This is a genomic window from Pseudomonas phoenicis (assembly GCF_047302395.1).
Lineage (GTDB): Bacteria > Pseudomonadota > Gammaproteobacteria > Pseudomonadales > Pseudomonadaceae > Aquipseudomonas.
On the sequence record NZ_CP154852.1, the window covers coordinates 3,358,346 to 3,376,037 of the forward strand.

Annotated in this window: 16 protein-coding genes; 7 read left to right on the forward strand and 9 right to left on the reverse strand. The window is 63.6% G+C overall.

Going from position 1 to position 17,692, the window contains the following annotated elements; all coding sequences use genetic code 11:
• The first annotated feature begins 508 nt into the window (after positions 1–508).
• Positions 509–1,915 carry an amino acid permease gene (locus AA0Z93_RS15095; RefSeq protein WP_413048105.1) on the forward strand — a complete coding sequence of 469 codons (1,407 nt, stop codon included), beginning with the start codon at positions 509–511 and terminating at the stop codon, positions 1,913–1,915.
• A 363-nt stretch (positions 1,916–2,278) separates the two neighbouring features.
• On the opposite strand, the gene AA0Z93_RS15100 is transcribed toward AA0Z93_RS15095, so the two are convergent.
• Complete coding sequence (locus AA0Z93_RS15100) at positions 2,279–3,163, reverse strand: LysR substrate-binding domain-containing protein (RefSeq protein ID WP_413048104.1); 885 nt, start codon at positions 3,161–3,163, stop codon at positions 2,279–2,281.
• A gap of 184 nt (positions 3,164–3,347) precedes the next feature.
• On the opposite strand from AA0Z93_RS15100, the gene AA0Z93_RS15105 reads away from it, so the two are divergent.
• Entirely contained in the window at positions 3,348–6,374 is a 3,027-nt protein-coding gene (locus tag AA0Z93_RS15105) for an FAD-binding and (Fe-S)-binding domain-containing protein (protein ID WP_413048103.1), read from the forward strand.
• Between the two features lie 269 nt (positions 6,375–6,643).
• Here the strand turns inward: AA0Z93_RS15105 and kdsA are convergent, their stop codons facing one another.
• Entirely contained in the window at positions 6,644–7,486 is an 843-nt protein-coding gene (kdsA, locus tag AA0Z93_RS15110) for a 3-deoxy-8-phosphooctulonate synthase (protein ID WP_413048102.1), read from the reverse strand.
• Positions 7,487–7,888: 402 nt separating this feature from the next.
• Between kdsA and AA0Z93_RS15115 the strand changes: the two genes are divergently transcribed.
• Positions 7,889–8,278, forward strand: a complete 390-nt coding sequence (locus tag AA0Z93_RS15115; RefSeq protein ID WP_413048101.1) for a ComEA family DNA-binding protein — start codon at positions 7,889–7,891, stop codon at positions 8,276–8,278.
• A gap of 83 nt (positions 8,279–8,361) precedes the next feature.
• On the opposite strand, the gene AA0Z93_RS15120 is transcribed toward AA0Z93_RS15115, so the two are convergent.
• A complete protein-coding gene (locus tag AA0Z93_RS15120) occupies positions 8,362–8,529 on the reverse strand; it encodes a DUF2897 family protein (RefSeq protein WP_296268814.1) in 168 nt (55 codons plus the stop codon).
• A 186-nt stretch (positions 8,530–8,715) separates the two neighbouring features.
• On the opposite strand from AA0Z93_RS15120, the gene pyrF reads away from it, so the two are divergent.
• Positions 8,716–9,417: an orotidine-5'-phosphate decarboxylase gene (gene pyrF, locus AA0Z93_RS15125; protein ID WP_413048100.1), complete on the forward strand. Its 702-nt coding sequence runs from the start codon at positions 8,716–8,718 to the stop codon at positions 9,415–9,417.
• Between the two features lie 87 nt (positions 9,418–9,504).
• Here the strand turns inward: pyrF and AA0Z93_RS15130 are convergent, their stop codons facing one another.
• From AA0Z93_RS15130 to AA0Z93_RS15140, 3 genes are all read right to left on the reverse strand, one after another.
• Positions 9,505–10,506: an NADP-dependent oxidoreductase gene (locus tag AA0Z93_RS15130; RefSeq protein WP_413048099.1), complete on the reverse strand. Its 1,002-nt coding sequence runs from the start codon at positions 10,504–10,506 to the stop codon at positions 9,505–9,507.
• A gap of 323 nt (positions 10,507–10,829) precedes the next feature.
• Positions 10,830–11,198, reverse strand: coding sequence for a YbaN family protein (locus AA0Z93_RS15135; protein WP_413048098.1), 369 nt, complete (start codon positions 11,196–11,198; stop codon positions 10,830–10,832).
• Positions 11,199–11,205: 7 nt separating this feature from the next.
• Positions 11,206–11,793 (reverse strand): UPF0149 family protein, encoded by a 588-nt coding sequence (locus tag AA0Z93_RS15140; protein ID WP_413048097.1) that lies wholly within the window; start codon positions 11,791–11,793, stop codon positions 11,206–11,208.
• A gap of 249 nt (positions 11,794–12,042) precedes the next feature.
• Between AA0Z93_RS15140 and recQ the strand changes: the two genes are divergently transcribed.
• The 3 genes from recQ to AA0Z93_RS15155 all read left to right on the forward strand — a co-directional run bounded on the left by recQ (position 12,043) and on the right by AA0Z93_RS15155 (position 15,055).
• Positions 12,043–14,178 (forward strand): DNA helicase RecQ, encoded by a 2,136-nt coding sequence (gene recQ / locus AA0Z93_RS15145; RefSeq protein WP_413048096.1) that lies wholly within the window; start codon positions 12,043–12,045, stop codon positions 14,176–14,178.
• A gap of 94 nt (positions 14,179–14,272) precedes the next feature.
• Positions 14,273–14,710 carry a MarR family transcriptional regulator gene (locus AA0Z93_RS15150; RefSeq protein WP_296268808.1) on the forward strand — a complete coding sequence of 146 codons (438 nt, stop codon included), beginning with the start codon at positions 14,273–14,275 and terminating at the stop codon, positions 14,708–14,710.
• Positions 14,711–14,773: 63 nt separating this feature from the next.
• Positions 14,774–15,055, forward strand: coding sequence for a SelT/SelW/SelH family protein (locus AA0Z93_RS15155; RefSeq protein ID WP_413048095.1), 282 nt, complete (start codon positions 14,774–14,776; stop codon positions 15,053–15,055).
• 163 nt (positions 15,056–15,218) lie between these two features.
• On the opposite strand, the gene AA0Z93_RS15160 is transcribed toward AA0Z93_RS15155, so the two are convergent.
• The 3 genes from AA0Z93_RS15160 to AA0Z93_RS15170 form a co-directional block, all read right to left on the reverse strand.
• Complete coding sequence (locus tag AA0Z93_RS15160; RefSeq protein WP_413048345.1) at positions 15,219–16,064, reverse strand: IS3 family transposase; 846 nt, start codon at positions 16,062–16,064, stop codon at positions 15,219–15,221.
• Positions 16,061–16,420 (reverse strand): transposase, encoded by a 360-nt coding sequence (locus AA0Z93_RS15165; protein ID WP_413046095.1) that lies wholly within the window; start codon positions 16,418–16,420, stop codon positions 16,061–16,063. The genes AA0Z93_RS15160 and AA0Z93_RS15165 overlap by 4 nt, the downstream gene beginning before the upstream one ends.
• Before the next feature lie 94 nt (positions 16,421–16,514).
• Positions 16,515–17,684: an MFS transporter gene (locus AA0Z93_RS15170; protein WP_413048093.1), complete on the reverse strand. Its 1,170-nt coding sequence runs from the start codon at positions 17,682–17,684 to the stop codon at positions 16,515–16,517.
• Positions 17,685–17,692 lie beyond the last annotated feature (8 nt).

Genomic DNA, 17,692 nt, shown 5'->3' on the forward strand with positions numbered 1-17,692 from the left:
CACCATCATGTAAAAAAATCCTTACGACCAAGCCTGCTTTTTCGACTACTCCGCCTTATTGCCTCTCAGGCGTAAAAAAATCCTGCCAGCCGCACTGCGCGCTTCGCTTTTCCTCCTTCCCCGGGCGCTTGCCTCCGTCTTACGCAAACGATGAACTAGCGCCATTGCCGCGTGCGATTTTTCGCCAGACACGTGCAGATAAAACAACAATCGGAGGCGCTATGTACGCCCATCATCTTGCCTTTCCAGGCCATCCCTCCAGGATCGCCGCGTTTTTCTTTCGGGAACCGACGCGACGCGTTGACGCCTGCGCGCTCGCAAGGGTATACAGGGCGCCGCTTTTACCTGTGACCCCTTCGCGCCTCGCGCACTTTTGCTGATGTCCGGCCGACCGCCCAGTCGGTGCTGCGTCCAGTAAGCCAAGGTAACCACCTTGCCCATTCCGCTGCGCCACAAGCGCGGTGGGTCCGATTCCGTCACAGATAAAAACAAGCAGGTGACTTCGTTCATGAGTGGACACAATTCGCAGTCAGGCGAACTCAAACGTGGCCTGAAAAACCGTCATATCCAGCTGATCGCCTTGGGTGGCGCCATCGGTACGGGGCTGTTCCTCGGCTCTGCCGGGGTGATGAAATCCGCCGGGCCATCGATGATCCTGGGCTATGCCCTGTGCGGTTTCATCGCCTTCCTGATCATGCGCCAGCTTGGCGAGATGATCGTCGAAGAGCCGGTCGCCGGTTCCTTCAGCCACTTCGCCCATACCTACTGGGGCGGTTTCGCCGGCTTCCTGTCGGGTTGGAACTGCTGGGTCCTGTACATCCTGGTGGGCATGTCGGAGCTGTCGGCGGTGGGCAAGTACGTGCACTACTGGTGGCCGGAGATTCCCACCTGGGTCTCGGCCGCCGGTTTCTTCGTGCTGATCAACGCCATCAACCTGATGAACGTGAAGGTCTTCGGCGAGGCCGAGTTCTGGTTCGCCATCATCAAGGTGGTGGCCATCGTCAGCATGATCGCCCTCGGCGCCTGGCTGCTGACCAGCGGCAACGGCGGGCCCGACGCCTCGGTGACCAACCTGTGGAGCCATGGCGGGTTCTTCCCCAACGGGATTGGCGGCCTGGTGATGGCCCTGGCGATCATCATGTTCTCCTTCGGCGGCCTGGAAATGCTCGGCTTCACCGCCGCCGAAGCCGACCAGCCACGCACGGTGATCCCCAAGGCGATCAACCAGGTCATCTACCGCATCCTGATCTTCTACATCGGCGCACTGGTCGTGCTGCTGTCGCTGACCCCGTGGGACACCCTGGTGGCCAGCATCGACGCCTCCGGCGGCAGCTACGGCAGCAGTCCGTTCGTGCAGGTGTTCTCGCTGCTGGGCAGCGACGTGGCCGCGCACTTGCTCAACTTCGTGGTGCTCACCGCCGCGCTGTCGGTCTACAACAGCGGCACCTACTGCAACGCGCGGATGCTCTACGGCATGGCCGAGCAGGGCGATGCGCCAGCGGGGCTGGCCAGGATCGACCGCCGGGGCGTGCCGGTAGCGGCGATTCTGGCCTCGGCGGCCGTGACCCTGATCGCCGTGCTGCTCAACTACTTCATGCCGCAACAGGCGCTGGAATTGCTGATGTCGCTGGTGGTGGCCACCTTGGTGATCAACTGGGCGATGATCAGCTACTCGCACCTCAAATTCCGCCAGCATTTGAACCGCGTGGGGCGTCAGCCGCTGTTCAAGGCGCTGTGGTACCCGTACGGCAACTACCTGTGCCTGGCGTTCGTGGTGCTGATTCTGGGCATCATGCTGCTGATTCCGGGCATCCGCGTGTCGGTGTTCGCCATTCCCGTGTGGTTGCTGGTGATGCTGGCCTGCTACCGCCTCAAGGCGCGCAAGGCGCCGGCTGCTGCGGAGCACGTTCTGTAGCGCTTGCGTTACCGGTCAGGCCCTAGGCGGATGCTTTCCGCCCAAGGGCCACCGCAGTTGCATCGAAACACTGATCGGCCGCTCCTGGCGTTGAATGTATCGCCAGGCAATACGCGCTTCCCTGTAGGAGCAGTCTTCAGCCGCGATGGGCGGCAAAGCCGCCCCAACGGCCCCAGCACCCTTACTCCAGGACGCTGTTCCTTCAGGCATTGCGCAGCGCTTGAATTGGGGCCGCGTTGCGGCCCATCGCGGCTGAAGACCGCTTCTACACGTGCTCGGTAACCAACCCTGAAACTGCGCCAACAGCAAGCTGCGGAACGCGCGCAGCGAGGGTAGGTTTTCGTTGCGCGGCGGTAACCAACCCTACAACTGCGCCAACAGCCAGCCGCGGAACGCGCGCAGCGAAGGCAGGTTTTCATTGCGCGGCGGATAGATCAGGTAATAGCTGCGTTGGCTGGCGAAGGGCGCAGCGGCGCTGCACAGCTCGCCTTTGTCCAATTCGTCCTGCACCAATACCTGCGGCACCAGGCCGATGCCGATGCCGGCGCGCACCGCTTGGATCAGATGCGAGGTCAGCTCGAAGCTCGGTCCCAGACGCATGGTGCGGTGCGCCAGGCCCTGGTAGGAAAACCACTCGCCCCAGGCATGGGGATTGTTGGCGACATTGAGCAGCAACTGCTGGCCGATGCGTTCCGGCGTCCAGGCCTGGCCGTCGGCGAGCGCGTCGGGCGGTAACACCACCACCAGCTGCTCGGCCTGCAAGCGATGGCAGACCAACCCAGGCACGTCATGGTTGGCCACACCTATGGCTGCGTCGATCTCAGTGGTGTCGAAATCGATGGCCTCGATGCGCGAATGGATGTGCACCAGCATGCCGGGGTGCGCGCTATAGAAGCTGTGCAGACGCGGCAGCAGCCATTTCGAACCGAAGGTCGGCAGGGTGGCCAGGCGTAACGTGCCTACGCCCGATTGGTGTGCCAAAGCCTGCAAGGTGGCGCTGCGAATGCGCCCCAGCGCTTCGCCCAGTTCGCGTTGATACAGGCGCCCGACGTCGGTCAGCTGCACCTGCCGTCCCTCGCGGCGAAACAGCGTGAGGCCCAATTGTTGCTCCAGCGCTTGCACTTGGCGGCTGATGGCGCTCTGAGTCAGTGACAGCTCGACGGCTGCGCGGGTGTAACTCTCGTGGCGCGCGGCGGCTTCGAAAGCCAGCAGCAGCGACATCGATGGCGTGAGATGGCGGTAATTCATTCATGGAACTCATGGATAGCGGCAGGAATATCCGTTTGCGGCCCAGTCCAAACTACAGGAACATGGGCCAATCCGTCATTGCCCGTTCATTCACTCATGTGTAAATGACAATGATTCGCCACTCGGCGCCCCCTTGCCCGTGGCTGACCACCGTGAACCGCCCTTATTCAGAAGGCCATCCCCGATGATCGCCCAATTGCCCGACCAGGCGCCCGCCGCGCACTACACCACCTTCCTCGATGCCCTGCGTGGCAGCGGTTTCCGCGGCCAGATCAGCGCCGACTATGGCACCCGTACGGTGCTCGCCACCGACAACTCGATCTACCAACGCCTGCCCCAAGCCGCCGTGTTCCCGCTCGACGCCGACGATGTCGCCCGTGTGGCCAGGCTGATGGCCGAGGACCGTTTCCAGCAGATCCGCCTGACGCCCCGCGGCGGTGGCACCGGCACCAACGGCCAATCGCTGACCGACGGCATCGTGGTCGACCTGTCGCGGCACATGAACCGGATTCTCGAAATCGATGTCGAGGCGCGTTGCGTGCGCGTCCAGGCCGGCGTGGTGAAAGACCAGCTCAACGCCGCGCTCAAACCCCATGGGCTGTTCTTCGCCCCGGAACTGTCGACCTCAAACCGCGCCACCATCGGCGGCATGATCAACACCGACGCCAGCGGCCAGGGCAGCTGCACCTACGGCAAGACCCGCGACCATGTGCTGGCGCTCGACATCGTGCTGCTCGGCGGCGAGCGTCTGCGCACCCAGCCCCTCGACGATGCCGCGCTCGAACAGGCCTGTGGCGCACCGGGGCGGGCAGGTGAGGTGTACCGCGTGGCACGCGACATCCAGCAGACCCAGTCCGAGCTGATCGAGCGCACCTTTCCCAAGCTCAACCGCTGCCTGACCGGCTACGACCTGGCCCATCTGCGCGACGAGCAGGGCCGCTTCAACCTCAACAGCGTGCTGTGCGGGGCGGAAGGCTCGCTGGGCTATGTGGTCGAGGCCACACTCAATGTCTTGCCGATTCCCAAGTTCGCCGTGCTGGTCAACGTGCGCTACGCCAGCTTCATGGATGCGCTGCGCGACGCCAACGCCCTGATGGCGCTCAAGCCGTTGTCGATCGAGACGGTGGATTCCAAGGTGCTGCTGCTGGCGATGAAGGACATCGTCTGGCACAGCGTGGCCGAGTACTTCCCCGAGGACCCGGCACGTCCGACGCTGGGCATAAACCTGGTGGAGTTCTGCGGCGACGACCCGGACGAAGTCAACGCACGGGTGGCGGCTTTCGTCGACCACTTGCAAGCCGACCCCAGCGTCGAGCGCCTCGGCCATACCCTGGCCGTGGGTGCCGAGGCCGTGACCAAGGTCTACGTGATGCGCAAGCGCTCGGTAGGCCTGCTGGGCAACGTCGAAGGCGAAGTGCGGCCGCAGCCGTTCGTCGAAGACACCGCCGTCCCACCGGAGCGATTGGCCGACTACATCGCCGAGTTCCGCGCGTTGCTCGACGGCCATGGCCTGGCCTACGGCATGTTCGGCCACGTCGATGCCGGCGTGCTGCACGTGCGCCCGGCGTTGGACATGAAGGACCCGGCCCAGGCCGCACTAATCAAGCCGATCTCCGACGAAGTCGCGGCGTTGACCCGGCGCTATGGCGGCCTGCTCTGGGGCGAGCACGGCAAAGGCCTGCGCTCGGAATACGTGCCCGAGTACTTCGGCGAGCTGTACCCGGCGCTGCAACGGCTCAAAGGCGCGTTCGACCCGCACAACCAGTTGAACCCCGGCAAGATCTGCACCCCGCTGGGCAGTGACGAAGCGTTGACCAAGGTCGACGGCGTCACCCTGCGCGGCGATCTGGACCGCACCATCGACGAGCGCGTGTGGCAGAACTTCGCCAGCGCCGTGCACTGCAACGGCAACGGCGCCTGCTACAACTACGACCCTGACGACGCCATGTGCCCGTCCTGGAAGGCCACCCGCGAACGCCGCCATTCGCCCAAAGGGCGTGCGTCGCTGATCCGCGAATGGCTGCGCCTGCAAGGTGCGGCCGACATCGACGTGCTCGCGGTCAGCCAAGGGGCGCAGGCCTGGCTCAAGGGCCTGCCGCAGCGCCTGCGCAATCGCTGGGCCCAGCGCCAGGGGCAGGAAGATTTTTCCCACCAGGTGTACGACGCCATGGCCGGCTGCCTGGCGTGCAAATCGTGCGCGGGGCAGTGCCCGATCAAGGTCAACGTGCCGGACTTCCGTTCGCGCTTCCTGGAGCTGTACCACCAGCGCTACCAGCGCCCGCTGCGCGATTACCTGATCGGTTCGCTGGAATTCAGCGTGCCGTACCTGGCCCATGCGCCGGGGCTGTACAACGCGGTGATGGGCTCGCGCTGGATCGGCCGGCTGCTGGAAGATGGCGTCGGCATGGTCGACAGCCCCTTGTTCAGCCGTTTCAACTTCCAGGCCACCCTGAGCCGTTGCGGCGTGGGTATGGCCAGCGTGCCGGCGCTGCGCGAACTGACCCCGGCACAGCGCGCGCGCAGCATCGTGCTGGTGCAGGACGCCTTCACCCGCTACTTCGAGACACCGGTGTTGGCCGCCTTCATCGAACTGGCCACGCGCATCGGCTACCGCGTGTTCCTCGCCCCCTACAGCGCCAACGGCAAGCCGTTGCATGTCCAGGGCTTTCTCGGCGCCTTCGCCAAGGCTGCCGTGCGCAACGCCCGTCAGCTCAAGGCCCTGGCCGATTGCGAGGTGCCGTTGGTGGGGCTCGACCCGGCCATGACCCTGGTCTATCGCCAGGAGTACACCAAAGTGGCCGGGCTGGATGACTGCCCGACCGTGCTGCTGCCCCAGGAGTGGCTGGTGCAGGCGTTACCCGAGCAGGCCGCCGTGCAGGTCGCGCCTTTCCGCCTACTGGCCCACTGCACGGAAAAAACCAACGTGCCGGCCAGCACCGGGCAGTGGCAGCAGGTGTTCGCGCGCCTGGGCCTGCGCCTGTCGACCGAGGCTGCCGGGTGCTGCGGGATGTCGGGCACCTATGGGCACGAAGCGCGTAACCAGCAGACCTCCCGGGTGATCTTCGAGCAGTCGTGGGCGCAGAAGCTGGACAAGGAAGGCGAGGCGTTGGCGACAGGGTATTCATGCCGCAGCCAGGTGAAGCGGTTGACGGATACCAAGCTGCGGCATCCGTTGGAGGTGGTGTTGCAGTATGTCAAGCGGCAGGGCTGAGGGCTGTTCGTTCGGCGTCCGGGAGAGGTTGAGTCTTGCCGTTCGATGCGGCAGGGCGCCACAGCGGCGAAACGTTCAAAACACCGCGAGCGACTCCGGTATGCCGGCACTCGCTCGCGTATCGCGTTTCCAGGCACGCTGCTTGGCCCAGCAGCGTGGTCTACAGGCTCGGCAGAACATCGTTGGGCCAGTCGTACCGGGCTGCGCTCGCCATCGCGATCGTGTGGCCATCGCTCGAATCGTCCCACTCGACAGCCACACCTATTGCGTCAGGCAATGGACAAAGGGGGCAGCGACTTGATCAGGTCGTCCAGCGCTTTGATCTGCGCCAGGAACGGTTCAAGTTGGTCCAGTGGCAGCGCGCTAGGCCCGTCGCATTTCGCCTGGTCAGGGTTGGGGTGGGCTTCCAGGAACAGCCCGGCCAGTCCGACCGCCATGCCCGCGCGTGCCAGATCGACCACTTGTTCGCGACGTCCCCCGGAGGCTGCGCCCGACGGATCACGGTTCTGCAGGGCATGGGTGACGTCGAAGATGATCGGCAAGTCGTCGCACGTGCGCTTCATCACGCCGAAGCCGAGCATGTCGACCACCAGGTTGTCGTAGCCCATGCAGGTGCCACGGTCGCACAGGATCAACTGGTCGTTACCCGCTTCCTTGAACTTGTGCACGATGTTCTGCATTTGCGACGGGCTGAGAAATTGCGGCTTCTTGATGTTGACGGGCTTACCGGTCTTGGCCAGAGCGACCACCAGGTCGGTCTGGCGCGCCAGGAAGGCAGGCAGCTGCAACACGTCGACCACTTCGGCGACCGCAGCGGCCTGATGGATTTCATGCACGTCGGTGATGATCGGCACGCCGAATTCGGCTTTGACCTTCTCGAAAATACGCAGGCCTTCTTCCAGGCCAGGGCCGCGATAGGAGTGGATGGAGGAGCGGTTGGCCTTGTCGAAGCTGGCTTTGAACACGTAGGGGATGCCGAGCTTTTCGGTCACACGCACGTATTCGGCGCAGGCGGTCATGGCCAGGGTTTCGGACTCGAGCACGTTGATGCCGCCGAACAGGACGAAGGGTGCGTTGTTCGAACAGTCGATGTGCTGGGTGATCTTGATCATGGTGTACTCGATGAAGAGGTGTCTGGACGGGCGGCGCGCAATGGGGAATGGCGCGCTGCAAGCTGAATGCGAATGTGGAAGGGATATTACAGGCATTTTCGCCCACGGGTGAGGGTTTCCAAGAGCGTCGCTCGCACGTGGATAGCAAGTGCGGCGTCCGTCGCTGCCCACGAGCGCGCCGGTCACGGATGGCTGTCCGGCGGTGTCATTCGCCAGGCTGGGCGGGTTTTCAATCGGAGGATTCGCCCAGATCAGTACGCCGGTTCGACCGCTCGATTGAGACGTCCGATCTGGTAACCATTCCTAGTGAACTGGCAGTTCCGCTCGCTCTCGTGCCCCGCTAGGGTTAGCTGCGCAGCCGATCGTGCTGCCTTACGTTCAATCACAATGGAGTGTCCATCGATGCGTAAATCCATGTCTTCCGCTGTATTGCCCCTCGTAGCCGGTCTGGTCTTCTCCGTCGGAGCCGCCGCCATGGAAACGGAATCCATGCCGGTGTCGAAGACGGGTGAGATGGCGATGCAAGGGGAAATGGCGATGCAGGGCGAGAAGGCCACGCAGGGCGGCATCTCGGGTCACTCTGCGATGGGGCCCGGCATGCTCGACCTGAACATGGCCGATGCCGCCACGTTGCAAAGGGAACTGGCTGGTATCGGCAAGACCAAGGCCGAAGCCATCGTCAAGTATCGGGACACCCACGGGCCGTTCACCTCGGTGGACGAGCTGCTGGAGATCAACGGCATCGGCAGTGCGCTGCTCGAGCGCAATCGCGACAAGCTGATGGTGAAGTAGAACCCGGCGGGGCGCGTCAGCTCGCTCGATAACGAACAAGGCCGCGCAATGCGGCCTTGTCTGGTGCGAAACAAGGACAGGGCTCAGCGATCGCGTGCGTCCTGTGCATCGGCCGCCGCATTGCGCTCGTGCACTTTCTTCAATTGCTCCTCGCTCAAGGGCACTTTCTTGGCCGTGTCGCGCAGCATCATCAGGCCGCCGACGATCGAGCCGATGGCGACGACAAGGATCAACCAGGCATACCAGGGCATTGTCTATCTCCTGCAACAGGGTGGATGTCGCTCATATGCCATGTGGAGGGGACATGCGCAACAATGGTTCCCTGCTGTCGCACCGACCATGGGGCGGATCGCGTCACCGGTCGATTCACGGCGCCCCCGGCGGTGGCCACTTCGTTTACAATGCGCGCCGTTTTCGACTTGCCAAGAGACCTGACCATGTCCGCCTGCCAGACGCCCCTGATCGTCGCCCTGGATTTCCCCACCCGTGAAGCCGCCCTGAAACTGGCCGACCAGCTCGATCCGGCATTGTGTCGGGTGAAGGTGGGCAAGGAGCTGTTCACCAGCAGCGCGTCGGGCATCGTCGAGACGCTCTGTGCCAAGGGCTTCGAAGTGTTCCTGGACCTGAAATTCCACGACATTCCCAACACCACGGCCATGGCGGTGAAGGCCGCCGCGCAAATGGGCGTATGGATGGTCAACGTGCATTGCTCGGGCGGCCTGCGCATGATGTCGGCGTGCCGTGAGGTGCTGGCTGCACGCAGCGGTCCGCAGCCCTTGCTGATCGGCGTGACGGTGCTGACCAGCATGGAGCAGGAAGACCTCGCCGGAATTGGCCTGGACGTCGAGCCGCAGGCGCAGGTACTGCGGTTGGCGGCGTTGGCGGAAAAGGCCGGTATGGACGGCCTGGTGTGTTCGGCACTGGAGGCTGCGGCGCTGAAGGCGGCGCACCCGTCGCTGCAATTGGTCACGCCGGGCATTCGTCCGGCCGGCAGTGCCCAGGACGACCAACGTCGCATCCTCACGCCGCGCCAGGCGTTGCAAGCGGGGTCGGACTATCTGGTGATCGGTCGACCGATCAGCCAGGCGGCCGATCCTGCGCAGGCGTTGGCCCAGGTGGTGGCCGAGATTCGCGGCTGAACCTCGCCGCTCGCTGCGAACGAAAAGGGCCGAACCCCTGCACAGGGTTCGGCCCTTCTGCCGAGCGCTACCGATCGCGCTGGCGCCTCAGACCTTCAGCACCAGCTTGCCGAAGTTCTCGCCGCTGAACAGCTTCAGCAGGGTTTCGGGGAAGGTCTCCAGCCCCTCCACCACGTCTTCCTTGCTCTTCACTTCTCCGCTGTCCAGCCAGCCGGCCATTTCCTTGGCAGCCTTGCCGTAGTCCTGCATGTGGTCGAACACGATGAAACCTTCCATGCGTGCGCGATTGACCAGCAGCGCCAGATAGTTGGACGGGCCTTTGACCGCCTCTTTGTTGTTGTACTGGCTGATGGCGCCGCAGATGACGATCCGGGCTTTGAAGTTGATGCGCGACAGCACGGCGTCGAGGATGTCGCCGCCAACGTTGTCGAAATACACGTCCACACCTTTCGGGCACTCGCGCTTGAGGCCTTCGAGCACGTCCTCGGCTTTGTAGTCGATGGTGCCGTCGAAGCCCAGTTCGTCCTTGAGGTACTGGCACTTCTGCGTGCCACCGGCGATGCCGACCACGCGGCAGCCCTTGGTTTTGGCGATCTGTCCGGCAATGCTGCCCACCGCACCGGCGGCGCCGGAAATCACTACGGTGTCCCCGGCCTTGGGCTGGCCGACTTCCAGCAGGGCGAAGTAGGCGGTCATGCCGGTCATGCCCAGGGCGGACAGGTAGCGGGGGAGGGGCGCCAGGTTCGGGTCGATCTTTTGCAGGCCTTCGGGTTTGCCGGTGAAGTAGTCCTGCACGCCGAGCGCGCCGCCGACATGGTCGCCGGGCTTGTAGTCCGGGTGGTTCGAGGCGATCACTTCACCGACGCCCAGGGCACGCATCACCTCACCCAGGCCTACGGGTGGAATGTACGACTTGCCTTCGTTCATCCAGCCGCGCATCGCGGGGTCGAGCGAGAGGTAGAGGTTCTTGACCTGGACCTGGCCGTCGGCAGGTGCTTGGACAGGCGTCTGCTCGAACGTGAAGTCGTCACGCTGGACGGCGCCGGAAGGGCGTTTGCTCAGCAGGAAACGGCGGTTGCTCTGGGTCATGGAAGGTCCTCGTTCGCTAGTAAAGAGCTGGCGTTAGGCCCAATGCCGGTCGGTCAAGCCGTAAACGGTGCTCATTGGGGCTGCTTTGCGACCCATCGCGGCTAATCGGAACGCCGAGCCGACCGTTCCTGCAGAGACACAACCCTGTAGGAGCGGCTTTAGCCGCGATGGGCCGCAAAGCGGCCCTAGTCGCTCAAATGAACAGCAGTGGGCGCAGGCCAGTGTCTGTGATGGACAGATTTCCTTTGATAGCGTGCGATCCAGTGTCGGGCAAGCTTGTTCCAAGCTTGCAAATACCGAGTGATCGTTCTGGCTGATAGCGCTTAACGGCTGGGTGTGCGCAGGGTCTTCTGCCTGAGGATGTACAGGCTGACGCCCACCGCGCTGGCGAGCATGAAGGCACGTGCCCAGAACAGCGGCACGAGATAGCAGGAGAACAGAATGCTGGTCCACATCAGGCCGATGGCCCAGACCTTGCCGCGCAGCGGAATGCCCTGGCCGCCGAGGTAGTCGCGAATCCACGGCCCCAGGTGGCGGTGGTGAATCAGCCAATGGTGGAAACGTGGCGAGCTGCGCGCGAAGCACGCAGCGGCCAACAGCAGGAAGGGCGTGGTGGGCAGCACCGGCAGAAAGATGCCCACCACGCCTAGCGCGACGCTGAGCCAGCCGATGGCCAGCAGCAGGTAACGCATGCTGCGATCAGTGGTGGCGGGGCTTGAGCAGCGCCGGCTTTTCGTCGGGCGCGTGCAGCAGCAGGAACAGCGCGGTGAGCGCCTCCGGGATCTGCACGATCATGTCGTCCTGCAGGTTGGCGTTGCTGGCGATGTCGGCGAACTCGGGTTGTTCGTCGAACAGCCCCGAACCGACCATGATCGGCAGGAGCATTTCGCTGACTTCCTCTTCGGCGTTCTCGAACCAGGCCTCTTCGCGCAGGAACACGCCTTCCATGAAGCCGATGCACCAGCCGCGCAGCTCCGAGTCGTCCGGGTCGTCACCCAGGTCGAGGTCGCAGGGCAGCTCGAAATCCTCTTCGCTGGCGAGCACGCGGGCGATGTGGTGCTTGAGCGCGACGAGCGTGGTTTCCACCTCGACGTGCTGGGCTTCGCTGGCGTACTGCGGCGGCTCGGCGAACAGGGCATCGATCCATTCGCGCTCCGGCACGTCTTCGGTGCTGATCGACAGGGCGGTCAGGAAGCCGTGGGCGGCGACGTAGTCCAGGGCTTCCTCGTGCAGCTCATCGGCATCGAGGAAGGCCTGCAGGCGGGTGAGTTGCTCGGCGAGGGACATTGGAGAAATTACCTGAAAGAAATAAACGTTGGGCGATTCTAGCACCTTGCAACACATGCGAGGCAAAGGAAGACGTCCGTCACCGGCGCCCCTGGCATCGGGTCGGCTGAGGTATAATCTGCCGTTTTTCATGCCGGGGTCAGCGTTTCGGGCTGCCAGGCAAAAGCCGCTTACGCATTCGCGGGTGTGCGGGGCGGGATTATCGTCCAGCCTATCGGCCGAACGGTACGACGATTTATGGAGTGGCACATGCTCGAACAGGCTCAGCGCGTCCTCAAGGACATCTTCGGCTACGACAGCTTCCGGGGTCGCCAGGCGGCGATCATCGAGTGCGTGGCCAATGGCGGCGATGCGCTGGTGCTGATGCCCACGGGCGGCGGCAAGTCACTGTGCTTTCAGGTCCCGGGGCTGTTGCGCCCCGGCTTGACGGTGGTGGTGTCGCCGCTGATCGCGCTGATGGACGACCAGGTCGCCACCCTCAACGAGCTGGGTGTGGCGGCGGCGGCGCTCAACTCCACCCTGAGCACCGACCAGCAACGCGAGCTGGCCGGCCAACTGCGCCGTGGCGAACTGAAGATGCTGTACCTGGCGCCCGAGCGGCTGGTGCAGCAGCGCATGCTGGACTTTCTGCGTGGCCTCGACGTGTCGCTGTTCGCCATCGACGAAGCGCACTGCGTGTCGCAATGGGGGCACGACTTCCGCCCCGAGTACCTGCAACTGGGCCAGCTCGCCGAGCTGTTTCCCCATGTGCCGCGCATCGCGCTGACCGCCACCGCCGACATGCGCACCCGCGAAGAGATCGTCCAGCGCCTGCACCTGTATGGCGCCGAGCGCTTCCTGTCGAGCTTCGACCGGCCGAACATCTTCTACCGCATCGTGCCCAAGGAGTCGCCGCGCAAGCAGCTCATGGCGTTCCTCAACGAGCGCCGCGGCAACGCCGGGATCGTCTATTGCCTGTCGCGCAAGAAGGTCGACGAAACCGCAGCCTATCTATGCGACCAGGGTTTCCCGGCACTGGCCTACCACGCCGGCCTGCCCGCCGAGACCCGCGCGGCCAACCAGAAGCGCTTCCTCAACGAGGAAGGGCTGATCATGGTCGCCACCATCGCCTTCGGCATGGGCATCGATAAGCCCAACGTGCGCTTCGTCGCCCACCTCGACCTGCCCAAATCCCTCGAGGCCTACTACCAGGAAACCGGCCGTGCCGGACGCGACGGTCTGCCGGCCGACGCCTGGATGGCCTATGGGCTGCAAGACATGGTCATGCTCAAGCAGATGTTGCAGAACTCCGAAGGCGACGAGCGCCACAAGCGTGTCGAGCAGCACAAACTCGACGCCATGCTGGCTTTGTGCGAGGAAACCCGTTGCCGTCGCCAGGCGCTGCTGGCCTATTTCGACGAAATCCTGGAGCAGCCTTGCGGGCACTGCGACAACTGCGTCGACAACGTGCAGACCTGGGACGCCACCGAGGCGGCGCGCCAGGCGCTGTCGACGGTGTATCGCACCGGTCAGCGCTATGGCGTGGGGCATTTGATCGACGTGTTATTGGGCAAAGATACCGAAAAGGTACGTAACTTCGGCCACGAGCGGCTGTCGGTCTTCGGCGTGGGCAAAGGGCGCGACGAGGCCCAGTGGCGTTCGTTGTTCCGCCAGTTGGTGGCGCGCGGCCTGGTTGACATCGACCTGGAAGGCTACGGCGGGCTGCGCCTGTCCGACACATGCCGCCCGCTGCTCAAAGGTGAGGTGAGCCTCGAGCTGCGCCGCGACCTCAAGCCGCAGACGGTCGCCAAGAGCTCGGGTGGCAGCCCTGCCAGCCAATTAGTGCGGGGTGAGGAGCGCGAGCTGTGGGAAGCATTGCGCACCTTGCGCCGCAAGCTGGCCGAGGAGCACAGCGTGCCGCCCTATGTCATCTTCCCCGATTCCACGTTGCTGGAAATGCTGCGCAGTCAACCTACCAGCTTGCATGAGATGGGTCAGGTCAGTGGTGTCGGCGCGCGCAAGCTCGAGCGCTATGGCCAGGCTTTCCTCGAAGTGCTCAACGCGGGCGAAGCGCCCTCGGCGGCGCCAGTGGTGGCCGACTTGCGTCACGAGTTGGTCAGCCTGGCCCGCGCCGGCATGACGCCTTCGCAGATCGCCGGTCAATTGCAGTGCAGCGAGAAGAACGTCTACAGCCTGCTGGCCGAAGCCCTGGGCAGCCAAGCGTTGAGCCTCGATCAAGCGCTCGACTTGCCCGAGGAGCTCATGTCGGAGATTCAGGATGCCTTCCTCGACGGCGAAGGCGAGCTGCCCCCGGTGGCGACGATAGCGGCGCAGTTTGAAGGACGGGTGGCCGAGGGCGTGTTGTATTGCGTGCGCGCGGCCCTGGCGGCCGAGTTCGAGCTTTAGCGTCAGGCCGTTATCGACTTTGGCGCATTGGCATCGTGGCTAGTGTCAAGGCATGATGCATCTCTAACGAACTGTTCTATGGAATTCTTCTTTTATGCCTCTGAACGATAACCAACACCGCTTCGGCATGCAGCTGGCACAGATGTCGCGGGGCTGGCGTGCGGAGCTGGACCGGCGTCTGGCCGGGTTGAACCTGTCGCAAGCCCGTTGGCTGGTACTGCTGCACCTGGCTCGCTTCGACGAGGCGCCTACCCAGCGCGAACTGGCCCAGAGCGTAGGGGTCGAGGGTCCGACATTGGCGCGTTTGCTCGACAGCCTGGAAGCCCAGGGGCTGGTACGCCGGCAGGCCGTGGTCGAGGACCGTCGAGCCAAGAAGATCGCGCTGTGCCCACCCGCCAAGCCTCTGATCGAGCAGATCGAGACCATTGCCAATGCTCTGCGCGTCGAGTTGTTCAGCGGGGTCGACGAGGCCGAGCTGGAGTTGTGCATGCGTGTGCATGCCAAGATTCTCGATAACCTCGAACGCTCCTGAGCGCGTCCGTCCGTTTCCGGCGGCCCGGACGAGCCGCCGTATCCTGCCAACGAGGCCTTGCCCATGTCGTCGAACAAGCCGGATATTGTCATCACCTACTGCACCCAGTGCCAATGGCTGCTGCGCGCAGCCTGGCTGGCGCAAGAGCTGCTCAGCACGTTCGCCGACGAGCTGGGCGGCGTGACGCTGTGTCCGGGCACGGGTGGGGTGTTCGTCATTACCTGCGACGGTACGCAGTTGTGGGAGCGCAGGGCAGATGGCGGCTTTCCCGAGGCCAAAGTGCTCAAGCAGCGTCTGCGTGACGTGATCGATCCCGAGCGCGATCTGGGTCATAACGACCGCTGAAATCGGGCTGATCCTGCTGCTCGGTCAATCGATCAGGTGCGGCGGTCCCCGATGGCCCTGACACTGTTCCTTCAGAAACTGCGCGGCGCTTGGTTTGGGTCCGCTTCGCGGCCCATCGCGGCTGAAGTGAACTGGTCAAGTAATTTTGGACACCGGTTAAGGTTCATGCCGCTATCTTGAGCTTTTCCTCCATGGCTACCGGTGTTTCATAGCCGTTGTAGCTGTGGAGGCGCTTGAGGTTGTAGCGCATGAGATAGGCTTGGATATCCACTCGTGCCTGAGATTCGGTCTCGTAACCACCTGCTGGCATCCATTCTGATTTCAATGCGCCGAAGAATCGTTCCATAGCGGCGTTATCCCAGCATTGGCCCCGATGGCTCATGCTCTGGTTCAAGTTGTACTCATCGAGTGCGGCTCTGAATTTATGGCTGGTGTACTGACAGCCCTGATCTGAGTGAAACATCACACCCGCCGGCCTACCGCGCGATTCGGCAGCCATGCGCAGAGCATTACAAGCCAAATTGGCATCGGCGATCATCGAGAACGCCCAACCCACCACTCGACGGGCATAGAGGTCAATCACAGCGGCCAGGTACAACCAGCGCCTGCCAACCTGGATGTAGGTCACATCGCCACACCAAACCTCATTGATCGTCGAAACCTTGAAATTGCGCTTCAGCTGATTCTGCGCGATCAATGCTTCTGCCCCGGATGACCGATACCGGTGCGGCCTGCGTTGTTTACACTTCAGGCCAGCTTCGCGCATTAGTGTGCGCACCTTGTATCGCCCCACCTCGTGTCCTTCACGGCGTAATTCCTGCACCAGCGTTCGTGAACCAGAGGCACCTCGCGACGCGTTGAAATGCTTGACTGCAAGCAGGCGCAGAGCATCTCTGGCCGGATTTTCACGCCCTTGCCGTTTGCGCCACGCGTAGAAGCTGCTGCGCTTGACCCCAAGCACGCGGCAGCAGTCGATAACAGGATATTGCTCACTCAGCTCGTTGATCAGCGAAAACGATCTTTGGAGTCCCGAAGCAGAAGAGCACTGGCCTTTTTTAGGATTTCGATATCCCGATCTTTTTGCCGAACCAACGCTTCGAGTTCTTCAATTCGTTGCTGCTCGGGGGTGATCGCTTTGGCTCCAACTGGAACCTTGCCGGCTCGCTCTTCGCGCACCTGCTCAACCCAACGACGCAACGCCGTGGGCCCAAGCCCAAGGGCCGCGCAGACTTCGGGGACTGACTGACCACCGTCCAGCACCATTTCGGCAGCTTGGACTTTGTATTCTCTTGAATAAGATTTACGCACTGATTTTGCCTCCAGTTGGGCGCCATCATAGCGCCCGATGAAGGTGTCCAAAATCATTAGGCCAGTTCAAAGCCGCTCCCACTGACTCATCACCAGCGCACCACAAGACTGTGTGCCTTGTAGGAGCGCCGAACCGGCCGCTCCCACAGGTTCAACGCACTCGGCGCTCGCCCCGCCACCACACCAGCAGGGCCAGCACGCCGACCACCAAGCCGGCTACGACGATCGCGTCCCAGCCACCCCACTGGAACAACTGCGTGCCCAGCAGCGAGCCGAACGCGCCGCCGAGGAAATAGCAGGTGATGTAGCCGGCGTTCAGGCGGGTGCGGGCTTCCGGGCGCAAGGCGATCACCGCATTCTGGTTGCACACGTGCACCAGCTGCACCGCCAGGTCGAGTGCCAGCACACCGAGGATCAGAGCGACCAGCGAGGATTCGGCGAAGCTCAGGGGAATCCACGACAGCAACAGTGTCAGTAAGCCGACGGCCATGCCTCGCGCGCTTTGACCGCGGTCGGCCAGACGGCCCGCCCAGTTCGCCGCCAGCGCACCGGCTGCGCCGGCCAGGCCGAACAGGCCGATGGTCGCATCGGAGAAGTGGTAGGGCTCGCGGGCAAGGAGGAAGGCCAATGGCGTCCAGAACAACGCAAAGGTGCAGAACGCCAGCATGCCCAGCAGAGAGCGCACACGCAGCACTGGCTCTTCGACGAACAGACGGAACACCGAGCCGATCAGCGCAGGATAGCTGAGCCCGGCAGGTCGATGATGGCGCGGCAGGCTGCGGTACAGCGCCAGCGTGGTGATCGCCATCAGCACCGCAGCCAGCACGTAGATGCTGCGCCAGCCGCCCAGCTCGGCGCTCAGGCCAGCCGCCGTGCGGGCCAGCAGAATGCCCAGCAGCAGGCCGCCCATCAACGTGCCTACGGTACGCCCGCGCTGCGCCGGATCGCTCAAGGCGGCGCCCATCGGCACCAGCACTTGCGCCACTACGGAAAACAGCCCCGTCAGGGCGGTACCGACGATCAGCCAGGGCAGGCTCGGAGCACAGGCGCTGACGATCAGGCCCGCCGTGGCGATCAGCATCATGCTGACGACCAATCTGCGTTGTTCGAACAAGTCACCCAGGGGTGCCAATAGCAGCAGGCCTGCGCCATAGCTGAGCTGGGCCGTCACCACGATGCTGCCGGCGCTCACCATGCTCAGCCCGAACCGTTCGGCGATGCTGTGCAGCAATGGCTGGGCGTAATAGTTGCTGGCCACGGCCAGGCCGACGGCAGCGGCCATCAGCAGGGTCAGGGCGCGGCTGAGCGTCGGCGTGGTCATCGCGGTTC